Genomic DNA, 21,815 nt, shown 5'->3' with positions numbered 1-21,815 from the left:
CCCAAATGAAGAAACCGCTCCCGGAACACGCAGATGCGCTCGGTACCCAGCCGAAGCTATAAACGATCTTCGTCGTTATCAAGAGGTATCCGGTAACGATTACCCTGCAAGAACAAATCCTTGACCGTAGGGTCATCAACATCAGCATTCTTCTGCATCGTCTCAGCACGCTCCTGTGCAACCTCGTCAAACATCTCACGAGTCATCTGCTTGGTTTGCTCAATCTTGCTGCGTACCTCTGTCCGAGTGAAACCAGGCTTCCAGGGCTTAAACCACGCCACGTAGGCCAGATAGAAAACTAAGGCACAGACCCCCACCACGACTGCTCGCCCTATATCTTGAGTTACTACCAGTGCCACAACCAAGCACACCAGTGGAGGCACTAAGATATCGTATGCAGCAAACAGCGCTCCTCCCGGAGAGGGGTGCTGCGCACGCACCACCAACGGACGCTGCGCCAATGTGGTTACTAGCGGGAAAATAAGGTAAGAAACCAGCACGGTCTTAGTCGCCTGATCCAAAGAGAGGGACAGGACAGAGAACCCCAAGGCGGACACAATAGCCCGAGCACCAAGAATCAACAGAAATACGCAAAATCCTTCGAGCAAACCCCCTATAAAACTACCCATCAACGCAGCGCTCAGCGGTACATACTCTGGGTGATCCGGCGTATACTGACTGCTCTTCATATACGTATCCCTTCCCGCATTCTCAACGTTTTGGAGTATTTTCACCGCGTATACGGAAGCGCTCCTCGTTTTTCATAATCGAGGGGTATACGGTAGCGATTAGTCGGCAGAAATAGGTTCTTAATAGCTGGGTCATCAACATCAGCGTACTTCTGCATAACCTCAGCACGCTCCTGCATCATCCCGGCGTACTCCTGCGCGATATCGCCCACCAGTTCGCGGGTCATCCGTTTAGTCTCTTGAATTTTGTGACGCACTTGGGTACGCGTTAAACCAGGCTTCCAGGGCTTAAGCCACGCCGCGTAAATCAGATAGAAAACTAAGGCACAGGAACCTACTGTTGCCGCCTTGCCTACCTCCTGAAACATCCCTAGTGTTACCGCCAGATACACCAGGGGCGGCGCTAAGATATCGCATGCAGCAAATAGCAGTCCTCCCGGAGAGGGATGCTGCGCACGCACAACCAACGGACGCTGAGCTAACGTGAGTACTAGCGGGAAGATGAGGTAGGAAATCCATACGATACCAGCTATCTGCAGCCGCGGAAGAGACAGCGCAGAAAGCTTTGAAGCTGGTACAACAGCCCGAGCACCGAGAATCATAAGAAAGACACAGACCGCTTCGAAAAAACCACTGAAGTAACCACCCTTCAGTGCACTCGTCAGCGCTACATACTCTGGATGATCCGGCGTATACTGACGCTCCTTCGTGCGCCCTCCACGCAACATAGACACGCTGCCCCAGACGAGCGATGCCATATAAAGTTGCGAAGATAGCCTCTGGAAGACAGGCTGAGGTAACTCCCTCAAGGGTGAGTATTGCTTCCCAAGGATTTGCGGCGCATTCACCGCCCTCATTGACAAGGTCCTCTGACGGATAGTGTTCCCTGTACCAGACACACTATTCCCAAGCCAATTCGTTTTTCGGCTCCGCCCAATGGCTTTAATATATTCCGTTATTGTCCCGACTAGGGCTGAAGCGCGCGTTCGCAGGGCGACAACGGGCCTAGTTTTGCCGATAGTGCCATACGACGTATTGCTTACATTTTTGATATCAAGAACCTTGCGCATTACGTTCGGAGTAGCCGCCTGCGCGGTACCAGCGCCCGCGAAAATCGCAGAAACCCCTGCTGTGGCAGTTAAACGAATGGCATTTCGACAATCACATACCAAGCCTTTCATTTATACTCCTCTCCACGGCATATCCATTTCAAGGACGTCATATGCTGCATATTTTGGTGCACAACAAACTCTTAATTAAGAAATACGTAATGCTATATCGCGTACAGATACCCAGATTATGGGCTAATTATCCGTCTCTGTATGTATAGAAGATTTAATGAACAGCGTATTATTTCCCACACTATACGTTCACGCATCGCAGTGCAACGATAATAAAATTAATTTTTAATAAAGCTCTTCGGGGAAAATTGCGGCTCCATAATAACAACCGCGAGAACCACTCTTGCCCCCTAATACAAACGGGAGCGGTTTCTTCATGCGGGAGCACTTTATGTGCTCCCGCATGAAGAAACCGCTCCCGATGTTAACAGGAACGCGAGTAAGACCTAGTGGCCTTCGGCGGCGAAGCGGTCGATCGCCTCCTGAACCATCTTCTCTGCCGCGGCGATGTCGTCCCAGCCTTCGCCCTTCACCCATTTGCCGGGTTCCAGATCCTTGTAGCGCTCGAAGAAGTGCTGAATCTCAGCCTTGAGCTGCTCGGGCACGTCCGCCAGCGACTTGATGTGATCGTAGCGCTTATCGGTGGGCACGCACAGTACCTTCGCATCGCCCCCAGCCTCGTCGGTCATGTTAAAGACGGCAACCGGGCGAGCCTCCACGATCACACCGGGAACAATATCAACGTCTAGAACCAACATGGCGTCCAGTGGATCGCCATCCTCGCCGAGTGTGTTCTCAAAGTAGCCGTATGCGGTGGGGTACTGCATTGAGGTGAACAGCACGCGATCTAGATACAGACGACCGGTTTCGTGGTCTATCTCGTACTTCACCCGGGAGCCGCGGGGGATTTCAATCGTGACGTCGAGTTCCATGGGAGCCTCTTTCTATGAATGTAAGCCTCTGCACCGCGCATCAAGGCGGCGAACAACTCCCCCATTGTACCCCCTGAACGCATGCACAACACCCATTTCAATGCCACAAAAATCGTGCTTTCACATACGTTGCCGTGAACATCACCGCGCTATTCCAGGCGGGCTGGTAGCGTGCAGTCCTCGCGATGCGTGTAACCGGCTCGGTATTTCGCGGCGGAATTCGTTATGCTCTTAAGATGCGTTCACCCCAACCGATAAACACCCCGTTCACTCGCCGCGCCCTGCTCGGTGCAGCACCCGCGCTATTCCTTGCCGCATGCTCAAACCCCAGCGGCGGGCAGTCGCAGAGCGGTACCACATCCGTAACCCCGTCGGTCACACCCACGCTGACCCCCACTCCGGTGCTGAATACTCAGCAGCTTCAAGACCTGAAAACCCGGCTCGATAAGCTCTTTCAGGAGCGCACCTACCCCGCCCATTCCATGCTCGTGACCGCGCTCGACGGCACACGTGAGCTCTATGCGGATGCCCCGGACACCCCGCGCCTGCCCGCCTCGAACATGAAGATTCTGACCTATTTTGCGCTCGCGCAGACCGCCCCGGAACGCACTTTCACAACCTCGGTGGCGCAGGGTAAAAATGGGCTGTTTCTGGTGGCAGGCGGCGATACTCTGCTCGTGGAAGGAGCCACGGAACCGGCCACCGCGGATTCACCGACGATGCGCGCCGGGCTGAGCACGCTCGCTGCGGATACCGTGCAGCAGATGAACGAACGCAAGGTCGCGCACGGCACCTTCCCCGTCTACCTCGACACCACGATCTACACGGGTTCCGCGACTAACCCCGGCTGGGAGCCCGGCGACCTCGAATCCGGGCAGATCACCCCGATTAACCCGATCGCACTGGCCTCGCACACCGTACCCGGGCAGTCCACCCCCGACAAACCGGCACGCCCGCAAGACGCCGGAATCGCCGCCCTAGAAGCGTTCGTGAAGGTGCTCAATAAGGCGAGTGAAGAGCATGCAGAGGTCAAAGCAGGGTACGTATTTACGGTTGCCGACCGCCGCCCCCGTGAGGCCGATGCCGAGCAGATCGCCCAGATTCAGTCGGCATCCGCGCTCGATCAGGCCTTTGTGATGATGCTAGAGTCCGATAATGTGCTCGCCGAGGTGCTGGGGCGCAATATGGCGATCGCTGCGGGGCGTGAGGGCAGCGCATCCGAAGCGCAGAAACTTGTGCGCGAAAAACTGCAGGAGGCGAAGATTTCGGTTACCGGGCTGGTGCAGGCGGATGTGAGCGGTATGTCCCTGCAGAACCGGGTGACGGCACGCACCCTGGCGCAAACCTTGGGGGCGTTAGCGGCGCATCCGAAGCATGACGAGCTTGAGCGCAGATTCCCGGTTGCGGGTGTTTCGGGTACGCTCAAGGATCGTTTTAGCGAAGAAGTGAATAAGTATGCGCGCGGGCATGTGGCGGCAAAAACCGGCACGCTGTTCACAGCCATTTCGTTATCGGGGTATGCGACCCGCCCAGACGGCACACGCCTGATTTTCGTGAGTCTGCTCAACGATGTCGGCGGTGCGGAAGCTCTGCCCGGCGCGAAGGATACGGTCGATAGCGCCGCTGCGATTGTGGCGGCGCGTACCGAACCTCCCGCGAACCCCACGGGAACGCCCGCACCTTCGGGCTCACAGGTACCGGGCTCATCCTCGGCTCCCGATGCGACAGGTTCAGGTTCCTCCCCGAATTCCTCGCAGGCCCCGGATGGTTCGTCTTCCGCTTCGCCCGCCGGTGGCAGCGCGCCGCAGGAGGATGCGCCCTCCCAGGCAGTGGGTCAAAATCCAGCCGAGGTTCCCAGCTCGCAGTAGAGCACGAATATGCAAAATACTGTATATTTATCTGACTGCCGGGTACGTCCGCGGGCATATAGCAACCGCATATCCCAAGCACCCTTGCGGTTATTCGCGCATATTCACTCACCCCGTTCCGAAGGATAGTTTCGTGTCTTTACCCTCTGCCGCATCCGCGCCCGACGATCTGCCGAGAGTCGCCGTCGCGGAGCTTTTGCGTGTTCACCACTGCGAGACGGCGCTCTACACCGATTTTTCGCGGCATACGGCAGGCGGCACCCGGGAGAACGAACACGACACCACCGCGAGCGGTCCCTCTTATATCGTGCGTAGTGATAGCGGCGTGCCCCAGCTAAACCCAGAAGTCATGGCACTTTTAGAAGCAACACAGGCTTCATGCGGCGCGGGTACGGGGAATTCGGCGGCTGACGAGGTGGAAATACGCACCGCGCAGGGCACGGAACGCTACCCGCTCGCGCGGCTAATCCCGGTGCTGGAAGCTCTCACGGAACGCTACGAATTTTTGCGCGCATCATGGCGGGAGGATGTGGCACTCGCCGATATTCCCAACCTGCTGAGCTGCGGTGACTGCCCGGCGTGCGCGGCACATGTGGAGGCCGAAGCCGGCACATCCGAAACGCTTGACGAACCAGAGCTCGTCCCTCATAGCAGCGATGATTCAGACGAAGAATCCTGGGCGGATTCCGATGATTCCCCGGCGGAATCGACGTTTGAGGGCATTCCCGCGAAGGCACAGCATCCGTACCGGGTGCGTCCTGCCGCCCCTGCCGACGATGATGAAGAATACGCTCAGCTTGAGCGCCTGCGGGAACGCCTTGCCGAGCTCGAAAAGCAGAATCAGAAGAATCGGGGTCTATCTGCCGAAAATACCCGGTTGGCGATGCTCCTCTCCGGTGTCGATTTCTACCGCCGTGAAAAGGCGCCGTTTTGGCGGGATCATCTGCGCCGCCTGCACGAGCCCTACGAGAATTGGGCGAATACGCGCAATTGCGTGATTTTCGAGAGTGTTGAGACCGCAACCGATTGGGAGCGCGTGCGCGGGGCGAAAATGCGTACCCTGCGCGCGGTCGCCACCCTGGCGGATTCACACACCCTCAAGGCCGACGATACCGGGCATTATCTGCTGTATAGTGCCGACGATGCGCCCGCGAAGGCATATGAAAGCATCGATTCCCAGGTGGAGGCATTTCGCGCGACCAACCCGCAGGCTCACGTACCGAACACGCTGCATAGACTCGGGTTTTTCGGGGCAAAAATTATGTCTCTCGAACCGTATGAGGAACCGGGCGAACCCGCAGAGGGCGCTACTTTGGCGGGTAGCGGGCAGCGTGTTGTGATGGTAGTTGCCGAACGCATCCGCGTGAACGATGAAGAACATGCGGCCTTCCCGCTGGGGCTCACCCCGGGCGCACCCGTAACGACGAAACAGCTAGAGGCGGCGCTTGTGCGCGTAGCGGTCGAGGTTGAAGACTCGTTCCCCAACGTTGCCGCAACCGGGACGCTTGACCTTATTGAACGCCGCCCGCCGCGGCTCAAAACCCGCGAGAGCCTGCCCCAAGAGACAGAGTTTTCCCATGCCGAGCTCCCCACCGTTGAGGCGGTACTCGCTGCGGTTCGTGACCTTGACCGTTCCTATGTGGCGGTTCAAGGCCCGCCCGGGTCAGGTAAGACCTTCTTGGGGTCGCAGGTGATCGCCAGGTTGGTTGCGGCGGGCGCGAAAGTGGGCGTGGTGGCGCAGTCTCACGCCGTTGTGGAGAATATGCTGACCGCGTGCCTGGAACGTAACCTGTTTCCCGCCGAGCGGGTGATGCGCGCCAAGGGCAAGTCTCAGCTCCCCGATTACCCCTGGGTTGAGGTCAGCGATAAAGATCTAACCGCTTTATTAGACAAATCCGGCGGGCTCGGCGGCGAAAAATCCGGTGCCGGAACTTCGCCCGGCGTTCTTTTTGGCGGGACCGCCTGGGATTTTGCGAACCCGAACCGTATTCCTGAGGGCTCGCTAGACCTGCTCGTTATTGACGAAGCCGGGCAGTTTTCGCTCGCCAATACCCTGGCGGTTGGAAGGGCCGCACGGAACCTGCTTCTGCTGGGTGATCCGCAGCAGCTGCCGCAGGTGGCGGTGGGTGAGCATCCGTACCCGCTGGATACCTCGGCGCTGGGCTGGCTGTCCAGCGGGCAGTCGGTACTGCCCGCTGCATTCGGTTATTTTCTGCAAGTCACCTGGCGTATGCACCCGCAGCTGTGCGCACCGGTTTCCGCGCTGTCCTACAGCGGGAAGCTGCACTCGGCAGCGGCGGCGAGCGAGCGCATCCTCAAGGTTCCTGAGCGTGAAGAATCCGTTCTGCCCTCCGATCCTGGGCTGTATATGTACGGCGTTCATCACGAGCACTGCACCGTACGTTCCGAAGTAGAGGCGGCAGCCGTCGCGCGCCTAGCGGGCGAGTTCGTGGGTGCTTTATGGACTCCCGGGGCGAATCAGCCTGCACGCGAGCTCACCGGCGAAGATATTGTGGTGGTCGCCGCCTATAACGCGCAGGTCGATACGGTTGCGGAGCATCTGCGCCACGCCGGGCTTCTGGATGCGGACGGTCACGGCGTGCGCGTAGGGACCGTTGATAAGTTTCAGGGTCAGCAGGCGCCGGTGACGATCGTGTCAATGGCCTCCTCAAATGCCGGAATATCGGGGCGAGGCGCAGAATTTCTGCTCTCCCCTAACCGCCTGAACGTGGCGCTCTCACGCGGGCAGTGGTGTTCCGTGCTGGTCGCATCCGACAGCCTGCACCGGTTCGTGCCGCAGAGCATCCCCGAACTCTTGGCGTTGGGCGGATACCTGGGTTTGGTACGCTCCGCCACCCCCTGGGGATCACCCGCATTCGAGTGCTGACAAGGCATATTAGACAGTTTTATGCGGTACGCCCGGTCATCGGTGCCAAATCCGGCGCGATTGTGAGAAACAGCATCGCCCGGGCGTGCTTGCCCCTGCCAACCCGTGCTGCGAAACCCTATCAAAACCCGAGGCGCTCAGGCATAATGGAGGGGTGTTCGTGTTAACCTTCATCCAACGTTCCCCCCAGGTTTCATTGCCTGCGCTTCTCGACAAGCTCTCCAAGCTCAACCCCCGAGTTGAATTCGCACAAACCTATCCGGACGAAATTCAGGGTGCTTTCGAGAGTTCCGCAGACGCCCTGCAGGCGGCCCTGTATGCTTCGCGCGAGCAGGGATTCTGGGTTGGCATCGGAGTTGGTGAGCTACGCATTCCCCGATTCGCCGGGGCACTGGGAACGGTCAGCACGAACGACTGCACCGGCGACGCTCTCGAATTCTCACGGCTTGCCGTGGAGGCGGCACGCACTGGCGCCCCCGCCCGCGGTATTGCGGTATCGGCACACGATCGCGTGGTCGCAGACATGGCTTCGGGGCTCACACGCCTGCTGTATCGGGTATGTTCCGACCGTACCGAGGCCGAATGGCGCGTGGTCGATCTGCTGGTTCCCGGGGTCCGCGGGCAGCAGCGGGCAGTTGCGCAGGCGCTCGGCATTACCACCCAGGCGGTCAGCCGCACGCTCATGCGCTCGCTCTGGCACGAAGAACAGGCGGCACGTCCGGCGGTACTCGACCTGCTCAACCGGTTGGATTCTGCCAGCCCGACAAAATAAAACGATAAGGTCATCCAGATTATCTGGATGACCTCACTAAGTTATGCAGGTATAAACCTCAATATTGATAATCTACCGATTAAAAATATTACGAATCGGATTCACCACCACTGTCCACCAAGGCTGTGGAGAATCTTGAAACTTGCTTTGCTGACGTTCTTTGACCTGCTGAGAAATGCTTTGCCGTAGCTCACCAACTTCGGTATCTACGACCTTCTTATAATCAGAACGTAAACGTGCAGGTTTTCCGTTGCGCATGACGGAGTTATATAGTCCTTCAGCAGTGTGAGTACTCATAGCACGTTCCCTTCCCTCATCATTAGTTATCTCAGTTTACCGTGTTCGGCTCACTGTTGGAAGTAGCCTCATCGTTCTCATCAGATACCTCATTTTGTTCAGTATCCTCTGAAATATCAGTACTTTGTTCAATTAAAGCCTGAAGTCTAACAGCTAATTCTTTATCCTCATCCGAAAGAAGAGTTGGAGGAAGTTTTGCATACCGCTCAACCAGCATTAATGCATACACAAACTGATAAGGTGTTACATCCTCACCTAAATGATCTGCTGCCCACTGCATTTGATCCCGGAAATCTGCGCTGGCAGCTTCCTTAGCCCGTGTCGTATTTGTCTTCAAAGCTACCGTCACAGTTGCGATGGCAGCGATTAGAGCAGCCCAACCAGCTGTATTTCTCAGAATGTTTCCCCATCCCTCCCAGTCAGGAGCAGTCACCCATTTAAAAATGGTCTGGCATGCCTCAAAAGGTGAAATAAACCCGAAAATAATGGCAAGGATCCACCAGGCGAATGTAATTATGCCAAGAGCAACAATTCCTACAAAAAGAATGGCGCGGACAGTTGCAACTTTGGATGGTCTAGAATTATCAAATTCTGCCACAGGTCCCCCGTCTCATCAGAAACAAACAGTACTTACACTATCAAGAGAACCTGGAAGTAATAGCTGCGTATAGCTTCTTAAAATATGACGAGAACGCTGCGAATATGTTCTGCAATCAGCCCGGTTTTACCGCGCACGAAGAGGTACACCCCAGACGAGCGGCGGCGTGCGAAATTTCCGCCCGGTGCCCCGCCACAAACCGGTACACTCGGTGCGCGACGGGGCGCATCGGCGGGTTCAGCAGGAGAACCCCGGCAGCACGCAGGAACTTGCCGCGCAGCGTCACATCCGGGCAGGTGCGCAGGGTCAGGGCGATCGCATCCGAACCGTAGATGATCTGCCCGGCATCGTTAATGAACGGCAAGGCGTGGGCGAAACGGCGCGCATCCACGCGGTACTGCACAAGATTTTCGGGCGTTCCAGGCAAAATACGCGCCCTCGGTTCGAGACGACGCAGCAGATTCGCGCTCGCGGTGCAGAAACCGCAGTCGGGGTCGTACAGAAGAACGCTCATGACCCCATCCTAACCGAGACTACCCACGCGCGAGCAGATAGCAATTCGTTATCTTTTCGTCGAAATACTATCTGCTCGCAGTCAGAAAAGGCACACCCGAACCCGAACTTCGGTAAACTTATCCTTATGCCCCTGTCAGAACTATCTGTGAGCACCCAGAACTACCTCAAAGCCATCTGGTCACTTGAAGAGTGGACGGAAGCTCCCGCGACCGCATCCGCCCTAGCTGAACGCATGGGGCTGCGGGTTTCCTCGGTCTCAGACGGGCTCAAACGACTTGCGGCGGCCGATCTGATCGATCATCAGCGCTACGGCGCCATCGAACTCACTCCGCTGGGGCGCACCTATGCGGTCGCCATGATTCGCCGCCACCGCCTGATCGAAACTTTCCTGGTGGAAACTCTGGGCTACACCTGGGACCGTGTGCATGACGAAGCCGAGGTGCTCGAACATGCGGTATCTGATTTCATGATTGAGCGTATCGACGCGATTCTGGACCACCCTACGCGTGATCCGCACGGCGACCCTATCCCGGATGCGTCCGGGCGTATCTCATTCCCACACACCGTTCCGCTTACCCAGTGCGAGCCCGGCGAGCGCGTAATTTTGGAGCGGATCACCGATTCCGACCCGAAGCTGCTGCGCTATCTGCAGGATCACGGTTTTGTTCCCGGGGCGCGTTTACTTCTTGAAGAGGGCGCCCCCTTTTCGGAGGCGGTTAATGTGCGGGTTCTCGCGCACGCCAATCATTCCGATGCTCCTGCCGCTCAAAACCCGAATTCGAGCGCTATACCCTTAGGAACCGCCGCAGCGGCTGGGCTTTTCGTCTCTCGCTCATCATAGCTTTGCCTCGGTAATTTTGCCTTGGGGCTCGGGTGTCGGATGCCTTATAAGGCGGCTTACGCCCGGGAGAGCCTTGACCGCCGGGTGAACTCATGATCCCGCGCGAATCTGCCGCAAACCTAGGCTTCTGCCTGTTCGGCCGGGCGGCGTGCCGCGCGTATCCGCCCCAGAATCCCGTAGCGCGGGGCGAATATATACACGGTCAAGAAAATAATGCCCTGGGTAACGACTACGGCACCGCCGGGTGAAATATCCAGGTGGTAGCTACTATAAAGCCCCACGAGTGTACCCAGCACCGACACCCCGACCGAGACCGCGAGCATTGGCGTGAAACGGTCAGTGAGCAGACGCGCGGTCGATCCGGGAATCACAAGCATGGCGACTACGAGCACGACTCCCACGATCTGCAGCGCCACCACGCTCGTAAGCGCCAGCATCACCAGAAGCAGCGCTCCAAGAATCCTGGGGCGCAGCCCGATAGCGTGCGCGAACCCGCGGTCGAAGGCGTACAGAATAAAATCGCGGCGTTTAATCAGCAGGACACCCGCCACGATGACGGCGAGAATAGCCACCTGCCAGACATCCGGCCAGGATACGCCCAGCACGTTCCCGAAAAGAATATGGTTCAGGTCGGTGCTTGAGGGTGTCACGGAAACCAGTACGAGCCCGAGCGCAAAAAGAGTTGTGAAGACAATGCCGATAGCGGCGTCCTCACGCACGCGCCCGCTGCGCTGTACCGCGCCGATTAGGGTGACGGCCACGAGTGCGGCGATCACCGCCCCCACAGCGAAGGGGATCCCCGCAATATAGGCGAGCACCACGCCGGGCAGTACCGCGTGCGAGATCGCATCGCCCATGAGTGACCAGCCGAGCATCACGAGCCAGCAGGAAAGCAGCGCGCAGACCACGGCGGCGATCACAGTAACGACCATGGCGCGCGTCATGAAGGGAAGGGTGAACGGTTCCACCAGGTAATCCAGAATGCTCATGCTATTCTCCCTTCTCACGCAGGGTCTGCTCGTCGGATGCGCCGCTATCAGCGCCCGCCTGAACCTGCATACCAAACGCCTGCACCAAATTTTCGGGGGCTAACACCGCCTGCGGGGTGTCGTGCATCAAAATCGTTTGACGCAGCAGCAGAGCATCGTCGGCAAAGGCTCGTAGAGACGCCAAGTCATGGGTTGAAACCAGCACGGTTGCACCCTCGCTGCGCATCTGCTTCAACACCTGAATGAGCATGGATTCTGACCTTTTATCCACTCCGGCGAAGGGCTCATCAAGTAATAGAAGCCGTGCACCCTGCGCTATTGCTCGCGCCACGAATGCCCGCTTACGCTGCCCGCCCGAGAGTGCCCCGATTTGACGATGCGCAAGCTCGGTCAGCTCCACGCGCTCTAGGGCGTGCTCGACCGCCTGCTTATCGGTGGCACGCAGCCGACGGGTGATGCCCAGCCCGCGGTACCGCCCCATCGCCACGACCTCACGCACCGAGACGGGAAAGCTCCAGTCTATTTCTTCGCTCTGCGGCACATAGCTGACAATGCCGTTTTTACGCGCAAGGTATGGTTCTTTGCCCGCGATCTCCACGGTTCCGGTATGCGCGGGGATAACGCCCATGATGGCTTTGAAGAGGGTCGATTTTCCCGAACCGTTCATGCCGATCAGTCCGCATATACTCCCGGTACCAAGCTCGAAAGTAGTCTCGTACAGGGCGCGCACGGTTCCATAATGGACGCCCAAATTTTCGACTTTCAGCAGTGTTTCCATAGGTTTTGTATCCGACAAAATTTCGTTCGCGTACTTCTTCTAAGCCCCGCTCGTCATCCGTGACGGTGGGATGCGCCCCTCACCACGAACCGGCGGGGGCGCAGTATGCGGCGGCCTACTCTCCCGCCGCCGACCGGCTAAGATTGCTTGCCCGTCAGCCCCGCGACAATGGTGCGCGCATCGTGACGAATCATATCAAGATAGGTAGGGACTGGACCATTCGCCTCAGAGAGGGAATCGACATAAAGCACGCCGCCGAATTTGGCGCCGGTTGCATCCACGACCTGACGCATGGGATCATCCGAGACGGTAGACTCACAGAATACGGCGGGCACCTGGTTCTCGCGCACAAAATCAATGGTCGAGCTTAGCTGCGAGGGGGTTGCCTGCTGTTCAGAGTTCACCGCCCAAATGTATTTTTCCTTGAGACCGGCATCCGCCGCCAAGTATGAGAAAGCACCTTCGCAGGTTACGAGCGCCCGCTGATTCTCAGGCAGAACGCTAACATCGCGCACCAGCTCATCCTGAACCTGCTGCAGCTGTTTCTTATAGTTTTCCCCATTGGTGCGGTAATCATCGGCATGGGCGGGGTCAAGCTTACTGAATTCGCGCACCATATTATCCACGTAAATCTGCACGTTCTTGGGGCTCATCCACGAATGCGGGTTGGGTTTGCCTGCATAAGCGTCCTCGGCAATATTGATCGGCTGTACCCCCTCGCTCACGGTGGCGTGCGGGGCGTTAGAATCCTGCACGAACTTGGTAAACCAGCTTTCCAGGTTCAGCCCGTTGTCGAGCACCAAATCAGCATCATGCGCCTTCTTAATATCGCTGGGAGTGGGTTCGTACTCGTGAATTTCGGTACCGGGTTTGGTCAGCGATTCGACATTCAGGTGATCACCTGCAACGTTTTTAGCGATGTCCGCCAGCACGGTGAAGGTGGTGAGCACGGTCTTCTTTTCGTCTTGCTTCCCCGCCAAAGTGCAGGCGCTGAGCAGAAGCACAAGGATACTGGCTAAGGCTATCCCCAGCATGAGAAAACGGCGCGGATGTGCGGTACTTACAGTGTTAGCGTTCGCACCGTGACGGTGCGCAGTGAATACGGTTGTCATGATTTCGCTTTCTTATGCTGCGGATGCATTACCCTGCTGACCTGTAGGAATCGCCTCCGACTCATTGAGGCTTCGTACCTAGGTGTCGATCATCCTCGATAAACCGGTGCGAAACAGGATAATTTAACAATAGTTCGTCTAGCCGAACTTTTCAACTGAGTCTATACGTTTTTAATCACACGCCCAGGCGAACCTTATCTGATGTGTGGAGGTTCAGGCTATGATTTAGCGAACCAAGATGCGAGGCTGCTGCCTGAACCTATGCGCATAAAAGTACCCGCACGATGCGCCCTTGAGCGGGCGATCGTGCGGGTCTACGTCTTCAGGGTTCCGCTAAATATGGAATTTCTGATAGAACCAGCGGCGTATTGGGTTCATCGCCTGAATGCGCTCTAACTCGGCAATACGAGCCTTCATACCTGCAATGGCTTCTTTGGCTTCATTAATCGTGTGCTGCTTCTTATCCAGGTAATCCTGGTGCTCCTCGGGAGTAAACGACTTAACGTCGCGGCGCTCACCACGATAAAAAACGGTCGTCAATTTTCTCCCTCAGTACTTTCAGTTTATGAAGAAGAGCGCAGACCTAAACGCCCAAGCAAACTATTCCAGAGACCCTTCTTGGGCTCAGCTTTAAGACGTTCGCGTTCCTTCACCTGACGTTCAATATCTCGATAATTTTGTGCGATATAACCACGAAGAATCTCGTCTTGGTTTTCGACAGGACGTATGACGTTCCCGCCGTCAGCCGCTTTACGAATACTTATGGCTGTCATAAGTAACTCCTCTATCCTACCAGCTCTTTCCGCAGGGCATTCGCCACAAATTCGGGCTGATCCAGCTGGCTGAATGCGTAGCTTTCCGGCACGGGAACCACGTGCGCATCCGGCATGCGGGCGGCCAGGCGGCGAGCATTCTCGATCGGGAACAGCTTCGTGGTATCGGCCCACAAAAACAGGGTCGGGTGCTCAAACCGTTCCAAATCCCGCGCGGACTGCACCGTATATTTCGTAGAAATACCCTTCAGCACTTTCGCCAAATCGCGGCGGACTCCGGCATCTTTCAATGGTGTAATAATGCTGTTCCACTCGGCGGCGTCAAGCTCGCGTTTCACTAGCCATCCGAAGGCAATCGGCAGGCGACGCACCCACCCCAGATACAGGGCAGCTCGGAGTGCCTGCATGGTTCCCGGAATGTACGCCACATACTGTAGGTAGCGCAACGGCAGGGGCAAGAAGTTCTTCTCGGTATCGCACGAGAACAACACCAGGCGCTTGAGCCCTGCGGGTTCCTGCACCGCCGCCAGCTGAGAAACTACCCCGCCGGTATCGCTGCCAATGAGGGTAAACCCGTGTGGGCATAGCTGTTCTGCCGCTTCGTTCACGGCCTGCGCCAGCGCGGCAACGGTGAGGGCTGCATCTTCATGGGCGGGAATAGTGTGACTCCCCAAGGGAATATCGAGGGTTATACACCGAAAGTCTTGGGAGAGGTTCTGCACCACTTCGCCCCAGACATCCGAATTTGTCAGCAGCCCATGCACAAACAGCAGGGTCTTATCGCCTGCGGCTTCACGGGGACCACCGTATTCGCGCCAGCGAAGCTGACCGATTCGGGTTTCTGCACTGCCCGTCGCCACAGGTTCAGGGGTAAGGTTCCGGCTCATACTGTCTCCTCACATCACACGCTGAGCTACTAGTCAGCAAGCTCAATCACCACGGGAGTATGGTCGCTCGCGCCGTCCCCCTCGCGCTCTTCCCTATCGATCCAAGCGTTTTCCACACGGGCGGCGAGCGCCGGGGAGCACAGCTGAAAGTCGATGCGCATCCCCTCATTCTTCGAGAACCGCCCGGCTTTGTAGTCCCAATAGGTGTATTCGCCCTGAGTGTAAGGGCGCACCGGATCGACGAGCCCTTCATCATTGAGCAGGGCATAGAACGCCTCGCGTTCTGGGGCGGAAACATGGGTGAGGTCGTTCTCCCGGAAAAAGTCGATATCCCACACGTCGGTATCTTCGGGTGCCACATTCCAGTCGCCGACGAGCGCAAACTGTGCGGCGGGGTCGGCATGCAGCCAGCCGTTGACGTTGGTGCGCAGCTGGCGCATCCACTCCATTTTGTACGCCATGTGCGGGTCGGTGAGTCCACGCCCGTTCGGCACGTATAGGCTCCAGATGCGCACGCCGTTGCAGGTGGCGCCGATGGCTCGCGCCTCAATTTCGGCGGGGTCTCCGGGTTTTCCGAAGGCGGGCTGGTTCGGGAAGGTGCGTTCGACGCTGTCGAGCCCCACGCGGGATGCGATTGCTACCCCATTCCACTGGTTCAGCCCGTAATGCGCCACCTCGTACCCCAGGAATTCAAAGAGCTCGAAGGGGAAGGTTTCGTCCTTGGTTTTGGTTTCCTGCAGGGCGAGCACATCGACTTCGGTTTTATCGAGCCAGTCCTCGATGCGGTCGGCGCGGGCGCGAATGGAGTTCACGTTCCAGGTAGCAATCTTCATGTACACCAGCTTACCGTGTGCACCCTGCCAGGCAACGGAGTTGGCGCAACAGGCAAAGATGCGATCGTAGAACGCCACTATTCGAGTGGTTTATGTTTCCATCTGAAGCCGGAGCACTGGTTTGCACCACTACTTTTTCTTTTGCAAAGATTTTCGGACGCTATAGTGGGGATCTTGGCTTAGTAATTCGCGAACTTCCACATGCTCTGGGGTTTCTTCGCAGCCTGCCAAAGCGCCTGCAAAACTCTGTCGCACTCTTACATCAGGGTCATGAGCTAAGCGATAACCCACATATACAGGGTTAGGATGCTTAACCCAGAGAATAGCAGCTAGAGAGCGAGCTCCCCAATCTTGACCCGCAAGGAACCCGATATCGTCATTGAGAAAATCAGATTCTCCAAGACACTGGAGAGCACGAACCAACCTATAACTGGAGTTTTCATCTTGTCCAAAAAGTTCATATATACGTTTTTTGACATCAATTCGCTGGTCATCACGATCAGCCAAACAGGCAGCTAAATATAACCCTTCTGCCTGTTGCCCTATAGGGCTAGAGAAGCCTTGACGTATAAAGCTACCTAGTGGATGGCTAGAGACCGCTTCAATTTCATTTACTATAGGAGTGTTTCCTAATGTAAAAGCTCTGTTGTAGTATTCCTGACGCTTGAGTTCCTCCAACCCTTCAACTAGATCAGAAGCAGCTAGAAGATAATCCTTTCGATCTATTGACGAAACTTGATTGCTCTCAGCACGATTCAACAACTCATTTATGACTATGGCTCTCCGCTCTGGATGTAAGTCACTGACGAATAGCGAATCCTTCTGGACATTTGTACCCACAGAGTAGGCGACTTCACTGAAATCTAGAGGCTTAGTAAGCCTCTGAAAGGCTTCTTCCGTCCTTTCTGCCGACGGTTCAGCTTCATAGAGAGCAACCAGGGTATCCTGTGCCCACTGGTTCTCTGTTTTAGCAAGTCTTTCAAGAGAGGGACGAGCAGCGTCTCGGAAATTATAAATAGTTTCCGCAGCGGTCTTCTTACGAGACGTTTGAGATCGTCCCAAGATAGATATCAAATGTTCGATAGCCCGCACACGCAAATCTGGAAATACCATCGCTATTTTCGCAACAGTAACAGCTTCGTCATCATCATGATGACGATAATAATTTGGTTCTAGGTCCGGTTGACTTCTGAAATGTGAAAGTACCGCTTCACCTTGTTCTTGGGTGATCCTATCCGCGATTCTGGCTAATAGTTTGGCCGCCCCAAGGTAGCGAGAGGATTCTGTAAAATTAAAATCGACTAAAGTTTCAGCCTCTTTATGCGCAAAATCTGTTAAAACTTTTTGTGTTATATAATCCACAGAATTATCAGGAATAAGGTCAGCTTCTAAAGCCAGTAAGTGATAAGCTCTACCCACCGTCCAATAATTCGGAACGTCAAGGCTTTCAGAGACATCTATATAACGGTCAGGGAACTTAGAAATAAGCTCCTTAATACTAGTCGAGTTAGAACCTCTAACAAGGTGATAAGCCGCCCTCTCTGGTTCATCTGATTCCATCAAAATAGTGCCTAGGACACGATGTGCTTTTTCTTCACCGACCCAATCAGCAGAAGCTACGGCCTGACGTAATGCACGTTGAGCTGCAATAGCAGCCTCTCGGTAGTTTTGTGACTGTAGTTTCTCTAACGCCGTGTTATATGCTCCGCTGTCTCCAGGAAGAATAGGATCGGATGATCCCATTTCTCCCATGGCTATCTCCAGTGGGAGCAACGTGCCGTCTGCAATTATTCCCCTTTTTACACCATATGCACGACGATTAAATATCCAGGTCTGAGCATCTTTCCACCGTTGATCAAGGCTTGCATCGCCAGCCGCTTCATTCCACAAATCGTCTGCTTCATCGAAATTTTGGTGCAGAGCTTGGTAGCGTGCATACCTAGCGGTTACTAAGGATCTTTGGGGAGGATTAAGTTTTTTTCTTCTAGAATCCCGAAGAATGCCCTCCCAGTCGTCGGCAGCTTCCGCTAGAAGAAGCCGAAGGCGGACGCGATATAATTCATCAACATCGTCGCCATCTTGCTCTAGTAATTTCTCACAAGAATTATGCAGCTGATTTATCCACTCTAAATTACCATTAGCTAATGCAGTTTCTCCTGCAAGCACCACTAGACGTAATTGGTCTTTTACATCTCCACGCAGTAGAGATTCCGGTTCAGGAAGCGCACCTAGAGGATGCCCCAATATTTCTAGGGCTTTCTCTGCTACCTGAAACATATTCATTACTTGCTCATCATTGGTGGCTTCTTTAATCTCATTTGGTAAATTGTATAGAATGAAACGTGCAGCATCATTTTTGCCGCGTTCCAGGGTAAGCCAAATCTCTTCAAGAATACTGCGCGCCGCTTTCCCCACACGCCCAATGCGTATTAATATTTTAAATCGAAGGTCTTCATAACTAGCGGCATGTGGGCGAAATCCTGAATTACACAAAATATCCTGCGCTTCTTCTACTAATTTCAGAGCATGCTCAGGGTTATCATCATAAATATCTTTTGCTTCAAGGATCAACTTATCAGTACCCGTAGCTTTTTCAGGTCCTCTAGCTAATGATTCACTTACTACTACAGCATCAAGGTTAGGGACTTCAGGCTTATGATATTTAAAGGGTGGACAAAAGCTTTCAGCAGTCGGCATACCAAAGAAATCAATAACTATCTCAGGACGATTTTTCAACTTGTCAGATAATTCTCCTTTATCCCAAAGACATATATCAATTCCTTCTAAACTATTTTGGCAGCTGTGCAGCGCGTCTATTACGGCAGTATCATTACATTCACTGGATACTGCGATAATAAACCTATTAACTTCAGAAAATTTTTGTCGAGACTCATGAAGTTTTTTAACTGCTTTCCGTAAATCTGAGGCAGTAAATTTTTTATACTTTTTACATTGTAGAGCCACACCAGTTTTATCAACATCAAAAGCTACAATATCGAGGCCATATTGTTTCTGTCCTCGGTTGCCGTAAAGATATGCATTGCGAAGACCTTCAACATCACGCAATACCCGCCACAATAGCCTTTCAAAATCTTCCCAGCTCAACTCATCAAAAGGTAGAAGCGACGCACCTAGAACCGGAGCAGAAACGATTTTGCTTGGCCTGTGCTCCAAGGGTGAATCGATTGGAAGGCGGTACCATTCTTCTTCTATAGATGACATCTAAGTTTCTCCTCAAAAATATTCTTAAGCACAATAATCCTTATGTTTAAGATAACATCCGCGGTCGCGCTGAGTGATTTATGCTCATGGCAGCACATAACCCGGTCGTACTACTGGCTTGAAGCATCGATGGATTTCCTTCTTCAGATAAGTTCGATTCATACCTCAAAATCTGGGAGCGTTCCTTTGCTTTGAGAGCAAAGTCTTTGCTCCCAAAGCAAATTTCTGCTACCGGAATTCGCCCCTCACCACGTGGCTCTCAAAGGTATCTTGGAAAAATTGGCTATTTTTTCCATTAATCCCCGATTATGTGTACTAAAATGGAAAAAATCGCTATTTTTTCCATTTAGGGACACTCGATGGCCTCAGCTGACGCATCACAACCTGCAAAGTATCGCACTCTCAAGAGCATTTTTCATGAACGCGGACAAGCTGCCGCGCGCGCCGAACTCGCCCGGCGCCTCGAAGGCTACTCTACCTACACCGCGGACTTTATGGTGGGCGATTATCAGCTTTTCTACGTTGCCACCACTGACATCGTTGATGCCCAGCAACGCATCCTACAACGCGAACGTGACATTGACGCTCTTCTGCGTGTGCTCCCCTCCGCCGCATCCCAAAGTTACTTGACAGACCTTGCGATACGCGGCATTATCGCCACCGATGAAATAGAGGGCGTGCGTACCACCCGAAAAATCATTACGGATGCCCTGGCATCTGAGAACGCTAACGGCAAACGAGCCCGGGAGTTCGTGCGCCTGCTCGAAGCATTAGGTACCGCAGATAACATTCCCGCCACACCCACAGCGGTTCGCGAAGTCTATGACCGGCTACTTGAGGGTCAGCTCAGCACACAAGATAAGCCTGACGGCAAACTTTTCAGGGCTGAACCCGTCAGCATTCTGGATGGTTCCCATAAGCCCATACACCGGGGAGTGATGCCGGAAGAATCCATCAAACACAATATTTCGGTAGCTCTGCGGTATGCCTCAGACCCTCGGGTTCCCGGGCTGTTCTCAGCGATCATCGCCCATTTTATGGTGGAATACACCCACCCCTTCTACGACGGTAACGGCAGGTTGGGGCGGTACCTTCTAAGTGCGCATCTGGCGCAGGTTCTTACCACACAAACGGTGCTTACCCTCTCGGCGACCCTCAATGCCGAAAAAAAGAAGTACTATAAGGCGTTTAGCGATGTTGAAAATCCCCTCAATTATGCCGAAGCAACCCCTTTTTTGCGCACGTTACTCACTATGCTGGAGCATGCGCAGCAGGACGTTTTAGCAGAGCTCACCGCCCAGAGAAAGGCTCTGGATAGCTTGCGGAACCGGGTGTCCGAACTTGAAGAAACGTACCCCAAAACCCACAAAATTCTCTTTCTTGTGGGGCAGATGCACCTTTTCCATGACCCCGTTGGCGCGGATCTCAAAAATATCGCGCAGGTCTTGGAGAGCAGCGAAAAGACGGCACGCACTTATCTGCGAGAGCTAGAGGAAATGAGTCTTGTGCACTCACGCAGGATACGGCGCGTTCTGCATTGGTCTCTCACGAATCAGGGCGCACAGCTTCTCGAATTACCGACCCATATGTCGGATGAGTAGTGTCACCCCTCAAAGCGGGAGCAGTTTTTTCATTCGGGAGCACTTTAACTGCTCCCGAATGAAAAAACTGCTCCCGGAACTCCGCGGCTAAGGATCACATTCGTTCCGCACGCGCCCGACCCACCACATCCAAGGCGGCGTAGCGGGCGGAGAGCCACGTGCACATCATGAGCTGCACCTGGTGGAATACCATGAGCGGCAGCATCAGCAGCCCGAGCGAGCCCGATCCGAAAATAATGATCGCCATGGGAAGACCCGCCGCCAGCGACTTTTTCGACCCGCAGAACTGAATTGTGATGCGGTCCGCCCTGTTGAACTTCAGCCGCGCCGCCAGCCAGTCGGTCAGCCACAGCATCAGAGCCACCATCAGAATTGTCACCACGATCAGCAGTACGATCTGCCACCAGGCAACGCGAGTCCAAATCCCCTGCACCACGGATGCCGAAAACGCCGAGTACACAATCATCATGACCGAGAACTTATCGAGCCATTTTGTGGTGGGTTTTTTCGCAAACTCGCCCACCCAACGGCGCGTGAGCTGCCCCAACACGAACGGCAAAAACAGCTGAATCGCAATGTCAAGAAAGACGCTGCCCGAAATTTCGATGTGGTCGCTGTGCATCAGGAGCATCGCCAACAGCGGGGTAGCCACCACCCCCACAATGCTTGACAGCGATGCACTCACAATAGCGCCCGCCACGTTGCCACCCGCGATAGAGGTAAACGCAATGGACGCCTGCACAGTGGAGGGCACGAGCGTGAGGAAAAGAATCCCCAGGTACAGCCCATCGCCGAGCACAAACCGCAAGGGGAAAAGCGCCATCCCGAAGAGCGGAAAAATCACGAAAGTACAGGTCAGGATGAGGGCGTGCAGCCGCCAGTGTTTAAGCCCCGCAATCGCTTCGGATGTGGAAAGGCGCGCACCGTAGAGGTAAAACAGAAGCGCAACCGCGAACTTGGTACCGGTGCTAAACCAATCGGCGAAGGTACCGCGCGCCGGGATGAGTATCGCAAGGATAACCGCGCATATGAGCATAACAATCAGCGCGTCGGGGCGTTTCTTCGTGAGTTTAGATAGCACGTTCTTAATTAAAACGCG

Annotated in this window: 20 protein-coding genes; 5 read left to right on the top strand and 15 right to left on the bottom strand. The window is 54.9% G+C overall.

All coding sequences use genetic code 11. The annotated features are described in order from the left end of the window. Window positions 1-56 precede the first annotated feature (56 nt). From HMPREF2958_RS02620 to ppa, 3 genes are all read right to left on the bottom strand, one after another. Window positions 57-689 carry a hypothetical protein gene (locus HMPREF2958_RS02620; protein ID WP_070696324.1) on the bottom strand — a complete coding sequence of 211 codons (633 nt, stop codon included), beginning with the start codon at window positions 687-689 and terminating at the stop codon, window positions 57-59. A 41-nt stretch (window positions 690-730) separates the two neighbouring features. After that, window positions 731-1,447 carry a hypothetical protein gene (locus tag HMPREF2958_RS11120; protein ID WP_246827997.1) on the bottom strand — a complete coding sequence of 239 codons (717 nt, stop codon included), beginning with the start codon at window positions 1,445-1,447 and terminating at the stop codon, window positions 731-733. 809 nt (window positions 1,448-2,256) lie between these two features. Continuing rightward, window positions 2,257-2,742 carry an inorganic diphosphatase gene (gene ppa, locus HMPREF2958_RS02610; protein ID WP_004005776.1) on the bottom strand — a complete coding sequence of 162 codons (486 nt, stop codon included), beginning with the start codon at window positions 2,740-2,742 and terminating at the stop codon, window positions 2,257-2,259. 236 nt (window positions 2,743-2,978) lie between these two features. Here ppa and dacB point away from each other — a divergent pair, with 236 nt between their 5' ends. The 3 genes from dacB (at window position 2,979) to HMPREF2958_RS02595 (ending at window position 8,269) form a co-directional block, all read left to right on the top strand. Beyond that, the gene (gene dacB / locus HMPREF2958_RS02605; RefSeq protein ID WP_246827996.1) at window positions 2,979-4,610 is read left to right on the top strand and encodes a D-alanyl-D-alanine carboxypeptidase/D-alanyl-D-alanine endopeptidase; all 1,632 of its coding nucleotides are present in this window, start codon (window positions 2,979-2,981) and stop codon (window positions 4,608-4,610) included. Between the two features lie 133 nt (window positions 4,611-4,743). Continuing rightward, on the top strand, window positions 4,744-7,497 hold the full coding sequence (locus HMPREF2958_RS02600) for a DEAD/DEAH box helicase (protein WP_070696315.1): 2,754 nt from the start codon (window positions 4,744-4,746) through the stop codon (window positions 7,495-7,497). Window positions 7,498-7,657: 160 nt separating this feature from the next. Then, a complete protein-coding gene (locus tag HMPREF2958_RS02595) occupies window positions 7,658-8,269 on the top strand; it encodes a recombinase RecJ (protein ID WP_246827995.1) in 612 nt (203 codons plus the stop codon). 72 nt (window positions 8,270-8,341) lie between these two features. Here HMPREF2958_RS02595 and HMPREF2958_RS02590 read toward each other — a convergent pair whose 3' ends face one another. From HMPREF2958_RS02590 to HMPREF2958_RS02580, 3 genes are all read right to left on the bottom strand, one after another. Then, window positions 8,342-8,566, bottom strand: a complete 225-nt coding sequence (locus HMPREF2958_RS02590; protein WP_070696308.1) for a 3-phosphoshikimate 1-carboxyvinyltransferase — start codon at window positions 8,564-8,566, stop codon at window positions 8,342-8,344. Window positions 8,567-8,597: 31 nt separating this feature from the next. Next, window positions 8,598-9,164, bottom strand: coding sequence for a hypothetical protein (locus HMPREF2958_RS02585; RefSeq protein WP_070696305.1), 567 nt, complete (start codon window positions 9,162-9,164; stop codon window positions 8,598-8,600). A gap of 115 nt (window positions 9,165-9,279) precedes the next feature. Next, window positions 9,280-9,678: a thiol-disulfide oxidoreductase DCC family protein gene (locus HMPREF2958_RS02580; RefSeq protein WP_070696302.1), complete on the bottom strand. Its 399-nt coding sequence runs from the start codon at window positions 9,676-9,678 to the stop codon at window positions 9,280-9,282. 126 nt (window positions 9,679-9,804) lie between these two features. Between HMPREF2958_RS02580 and HMPREF2958_RS02575 the strand changes: the two genes are divergently transcribed. Next, window positions 9,805-10,521, top strand: coding sequence for a metal-dependent transcriptional regulator (locus HMPREF2958_RS02575; RefSeq protein ID WP_048753287.1), 717 nt, complete (start codon window positions 9,805-9,807; stop codon window positions 10,519-10,521). Window positions 10,522-10,640: 119 nt separating this feature from the next. On the opposite strand, the gene HMPREF2958_RS02570 is transcribed toward HMPREF2958_RS02575, so the two are convergent. The 8 genes from HMPREF2958_RS02570 to HMPREF2958_RS02535 all read right to left on the bottom strand — a co-directional run bounded on the left by HMPREF2958_RS02570 (window position 10,641) and on the right by HMPREF2958_RS02535 (window position 19,115). Next, window positions 10,641-11,510 carry a metal ABC transporter permease gene (locus tag HMPREF2958_RS02570; RefSeq protein ID WP_070696299.1) on the bottom strand — a complete coding sequence of 290 codons (870 nt, stop codon included), beginning with the start codon at window positions 11,508-11,510 and terminating at the stop codon, window positions 10,641-10,643. Window position 11,511: 1 nt separating this feature from the next. Beyond that, window positions 11,512-12,288, bottom strand: coding sequence for a metal ABC transporter ATP-binding protein (locus HMPREF2958_RS02565; RefSeq protein WP_070696296.1), 777 nt, complete (start codon window positions 12,286-12,288; stop codon window positions 11,512-11,514). Between the two features lie 137 nt (window positions 12,289-12,425). Continuing rightward, a complete protein-coding gene (locus HMPREF2958_RS02560; RefSeq protein WP_141755790.1) occupies window positions 12,426-13,322 on the bottom strand; it encodes a metal ABC transporter substrate-binding protein in 897 nt (298 codons plus the stop codon). Window positions 13,323-13,733: 411 nt separating this feature from the next. Then, complete coding sequence (locus HMPREF2958_RS02555) at window positions 13,734-13,940, bottom strand: hypothetical protein (protein ID WP_004005790.1); 207 nt, start codon at window positions 13,938-13,940, stop codon at window positions 13,734-13,736. A gap of 23 nt (window positions 13,941-13,963) precedes the next feature. Further along, window positions 13,964-14,173 carry a hypothetical protein gene (locus HMPREF2958_RS02550; protein ID WP_037231386.1) on the bottom strand — a complete coding sequence of 70 codons (210 nt, stop codon included), beginning with the start codon at window positions 14,171-14,173 and terminating at the stop codon, window positions 13,964-13,966. Window positions 14,174-14,184: 11 nt separating this feature from the next. Then, on the bottom strand, window positions 14,185-15,060 hold the full coding sequence (locus HMPREF2958_RS02545; protein WP_070696289.1) for an alpha/beta fold hydrolase: 876 nt from the start codon (window positions 15,058-15,060) through the stop codon (window positions 14,185-14,187). Between the two features lie 29 nt (window positions 15,061-15,089). Continuing rightward, entirely contained in the window at window positions 15,090-15,893 is an 804-nt protein-coding gene (locus HMPREF2958_RS02540; protein ID WP_070696825.1) for an exodeoxyribonuclease III, read from the bottom strand. Between the two features lie 129 nt (window positions 15,894-16,022). Beyond that, complete coding sequence (locus HMPREF2958_RS02535) at window positions 16,023-19,115, bottom strand: restriction endonuclease (RefSeq protein ID WP_070696286.1); 3,093 nt, start codon at window positions 19,113-19,115, stop codon at window positions 16,023-16,025. A gap of 359 nt (window positions 19,116-19,474) precedes the next feature. On the opposite strand from HMPREF2958_RS02535, the gene HMPREF2958_RS02530 reads away from it, so the two are divergent. Beyond that, window positions 19,475-20,716, top strand: coding sequence for a Fic family protein (locus HMPREF2958_RS02530; RefSeq protein WP_070696283.1), 1,242 nt, complete (start codon window positions 19,475-19,477; stop codon window positions 20,714-20,716). A 94-nt stretch (window positions 20,717-20,810) separates the two neighbouring features. On the opposite strand, the gene HMPREF2958_RS02525 is transcribed toward HMPREF2958_RS02530, so the two are convergent. Then, window positions 20,811-21,797 carry a bile acid:sodium symporter family protein gene (locus HMPREF2958_RS02525; RefSeq protein ID WP_048778073.1) on the bottom strand — a complete coding sequence of 329 codons (987 nt, stop codon included), beginning with the start codon at window positions 21,795-21,797 and terminating at the stop codon, window positions 20,811-20,813. Window positions 21,798-21,815 lie beyond the last annotated feature (18 nt).

The organism is Rothia sp. HMSC036D11 (genome assembly GCF_001814205.1).
GTDB classification, from domain to species: Bacteria; Actinomycetota; Actinomycetes; order Actinomycetales; family Micrococcaceae; genus Rothia; species Rothia dentocariosa.
Note: the sequence above shows the minus strand (reverse complement) of the source record. Positions and strands in the feature narration are given on the sequence as shown.

Coding starts and splice junctions, on each gene's coding strand:
- HMPREF2958_RS02545 (WP_070696289.1), bottom strand. CDS start 15,060: ATGAGCCGGAACCTTACCCCTGAACCTGTGGCGACGGGCAGTGCAGAA.
- HMPREF2958_RS02565 (WP_070696296.1), bottom strand. CDS start 12,288: ATGGAAACACTGCTGAAAGTCGAAAATTTGGGCGTCCATTATGGAACC.
- HMPREF2958_RS02540 (WP_070696825.1), bottom strand. CDS start 15,893: ATGAAGATTGCTACCTGGAACGTGAACTCCATTCGCGCCCGCGCCGAC.
- ppa (WP_004005776.1), bottom strand. CDS start 2,742: ATGGAACTCGACGTCACGATTGAAATCCCCCGCGGCTCCCGGGTGAAG.
- HMPREF2958_RS02535 (WP_070696286.1), bottom strand. CDS start 19,115: ATGTCATCTATAGAAGAAGAATGGTACCGCCTTCCAATCGATTCACCC.
- HMPREF2958_RS02590 (WP_070696308.1), bottom strand. CDS start 8,566: ATGAGTACTCACACTGCTGAAGGACTATATAACTCCGTCATGCGCAAC.
- HMPREF2958_RS02580 (WP_070696302.1), bottom strand. CDS start 9,678: ATGAGCGTTCTTCTGTACGACCCCGACTGCGGTTTCTGCACCGCGAGC.
- HMPREF2958_RS02570 (WP_070696299.1), bottom strand. CDS start 11,510: ATGAGCATTCTGGATTACCTGGTGGAACCGTTCACCCTTCCCTTCATG.
- HMPREF2958_RS02575 (WP_048753287.1), top strand. CDS start 9,805: ATGCCCCTGTCAGAACTATCTGTGAGCACCCAGAACTACCTCAAAGCC.
- HMPREF2958_RS11120 (WP_246827997.1), bottom strand. CDS start 1,447: ATGGCATCGCTCGTCTGGGGCAGCGTGTCTATGTTGCGTGGAGGGCGC.
- HMPREF2958_RS02550 (WP_037231386.1), bottom strand. CDS start 14,173: ATGACAGCCATAAGTATTCGTAAAGCGGCTGACGGCGGGAACGTCATA.
- dacB (WP_246827996.1), top strand. CDS start 2,979: ATGCGTTCACCCCAACCGATAAACACCCCGTTCACTCGCCGCGCCCTG.
- HMPREF2958_RS02560 (WP_141755790.1), bottom strand. CDS start 13,322: ATGCTGGGGATAGCCTTAGCCAGTATCCTTGTGCTTCTGCTCAGCGCC.
- HMPREF2958_RS02530 (WP_070696283.1), top strand. CDS start 19,475: ATGGCCTCAGCTGACGCATCACAACCTGCAAAGTATCGCACTCTCAAG.
- HMPREF2958_RS02620 (WP_070696324.1), bottom strand. CDS start 689: ATGAAGAGCAGTCAGTATACGCCGGATCACCCAGAGTATGTACCGCTG.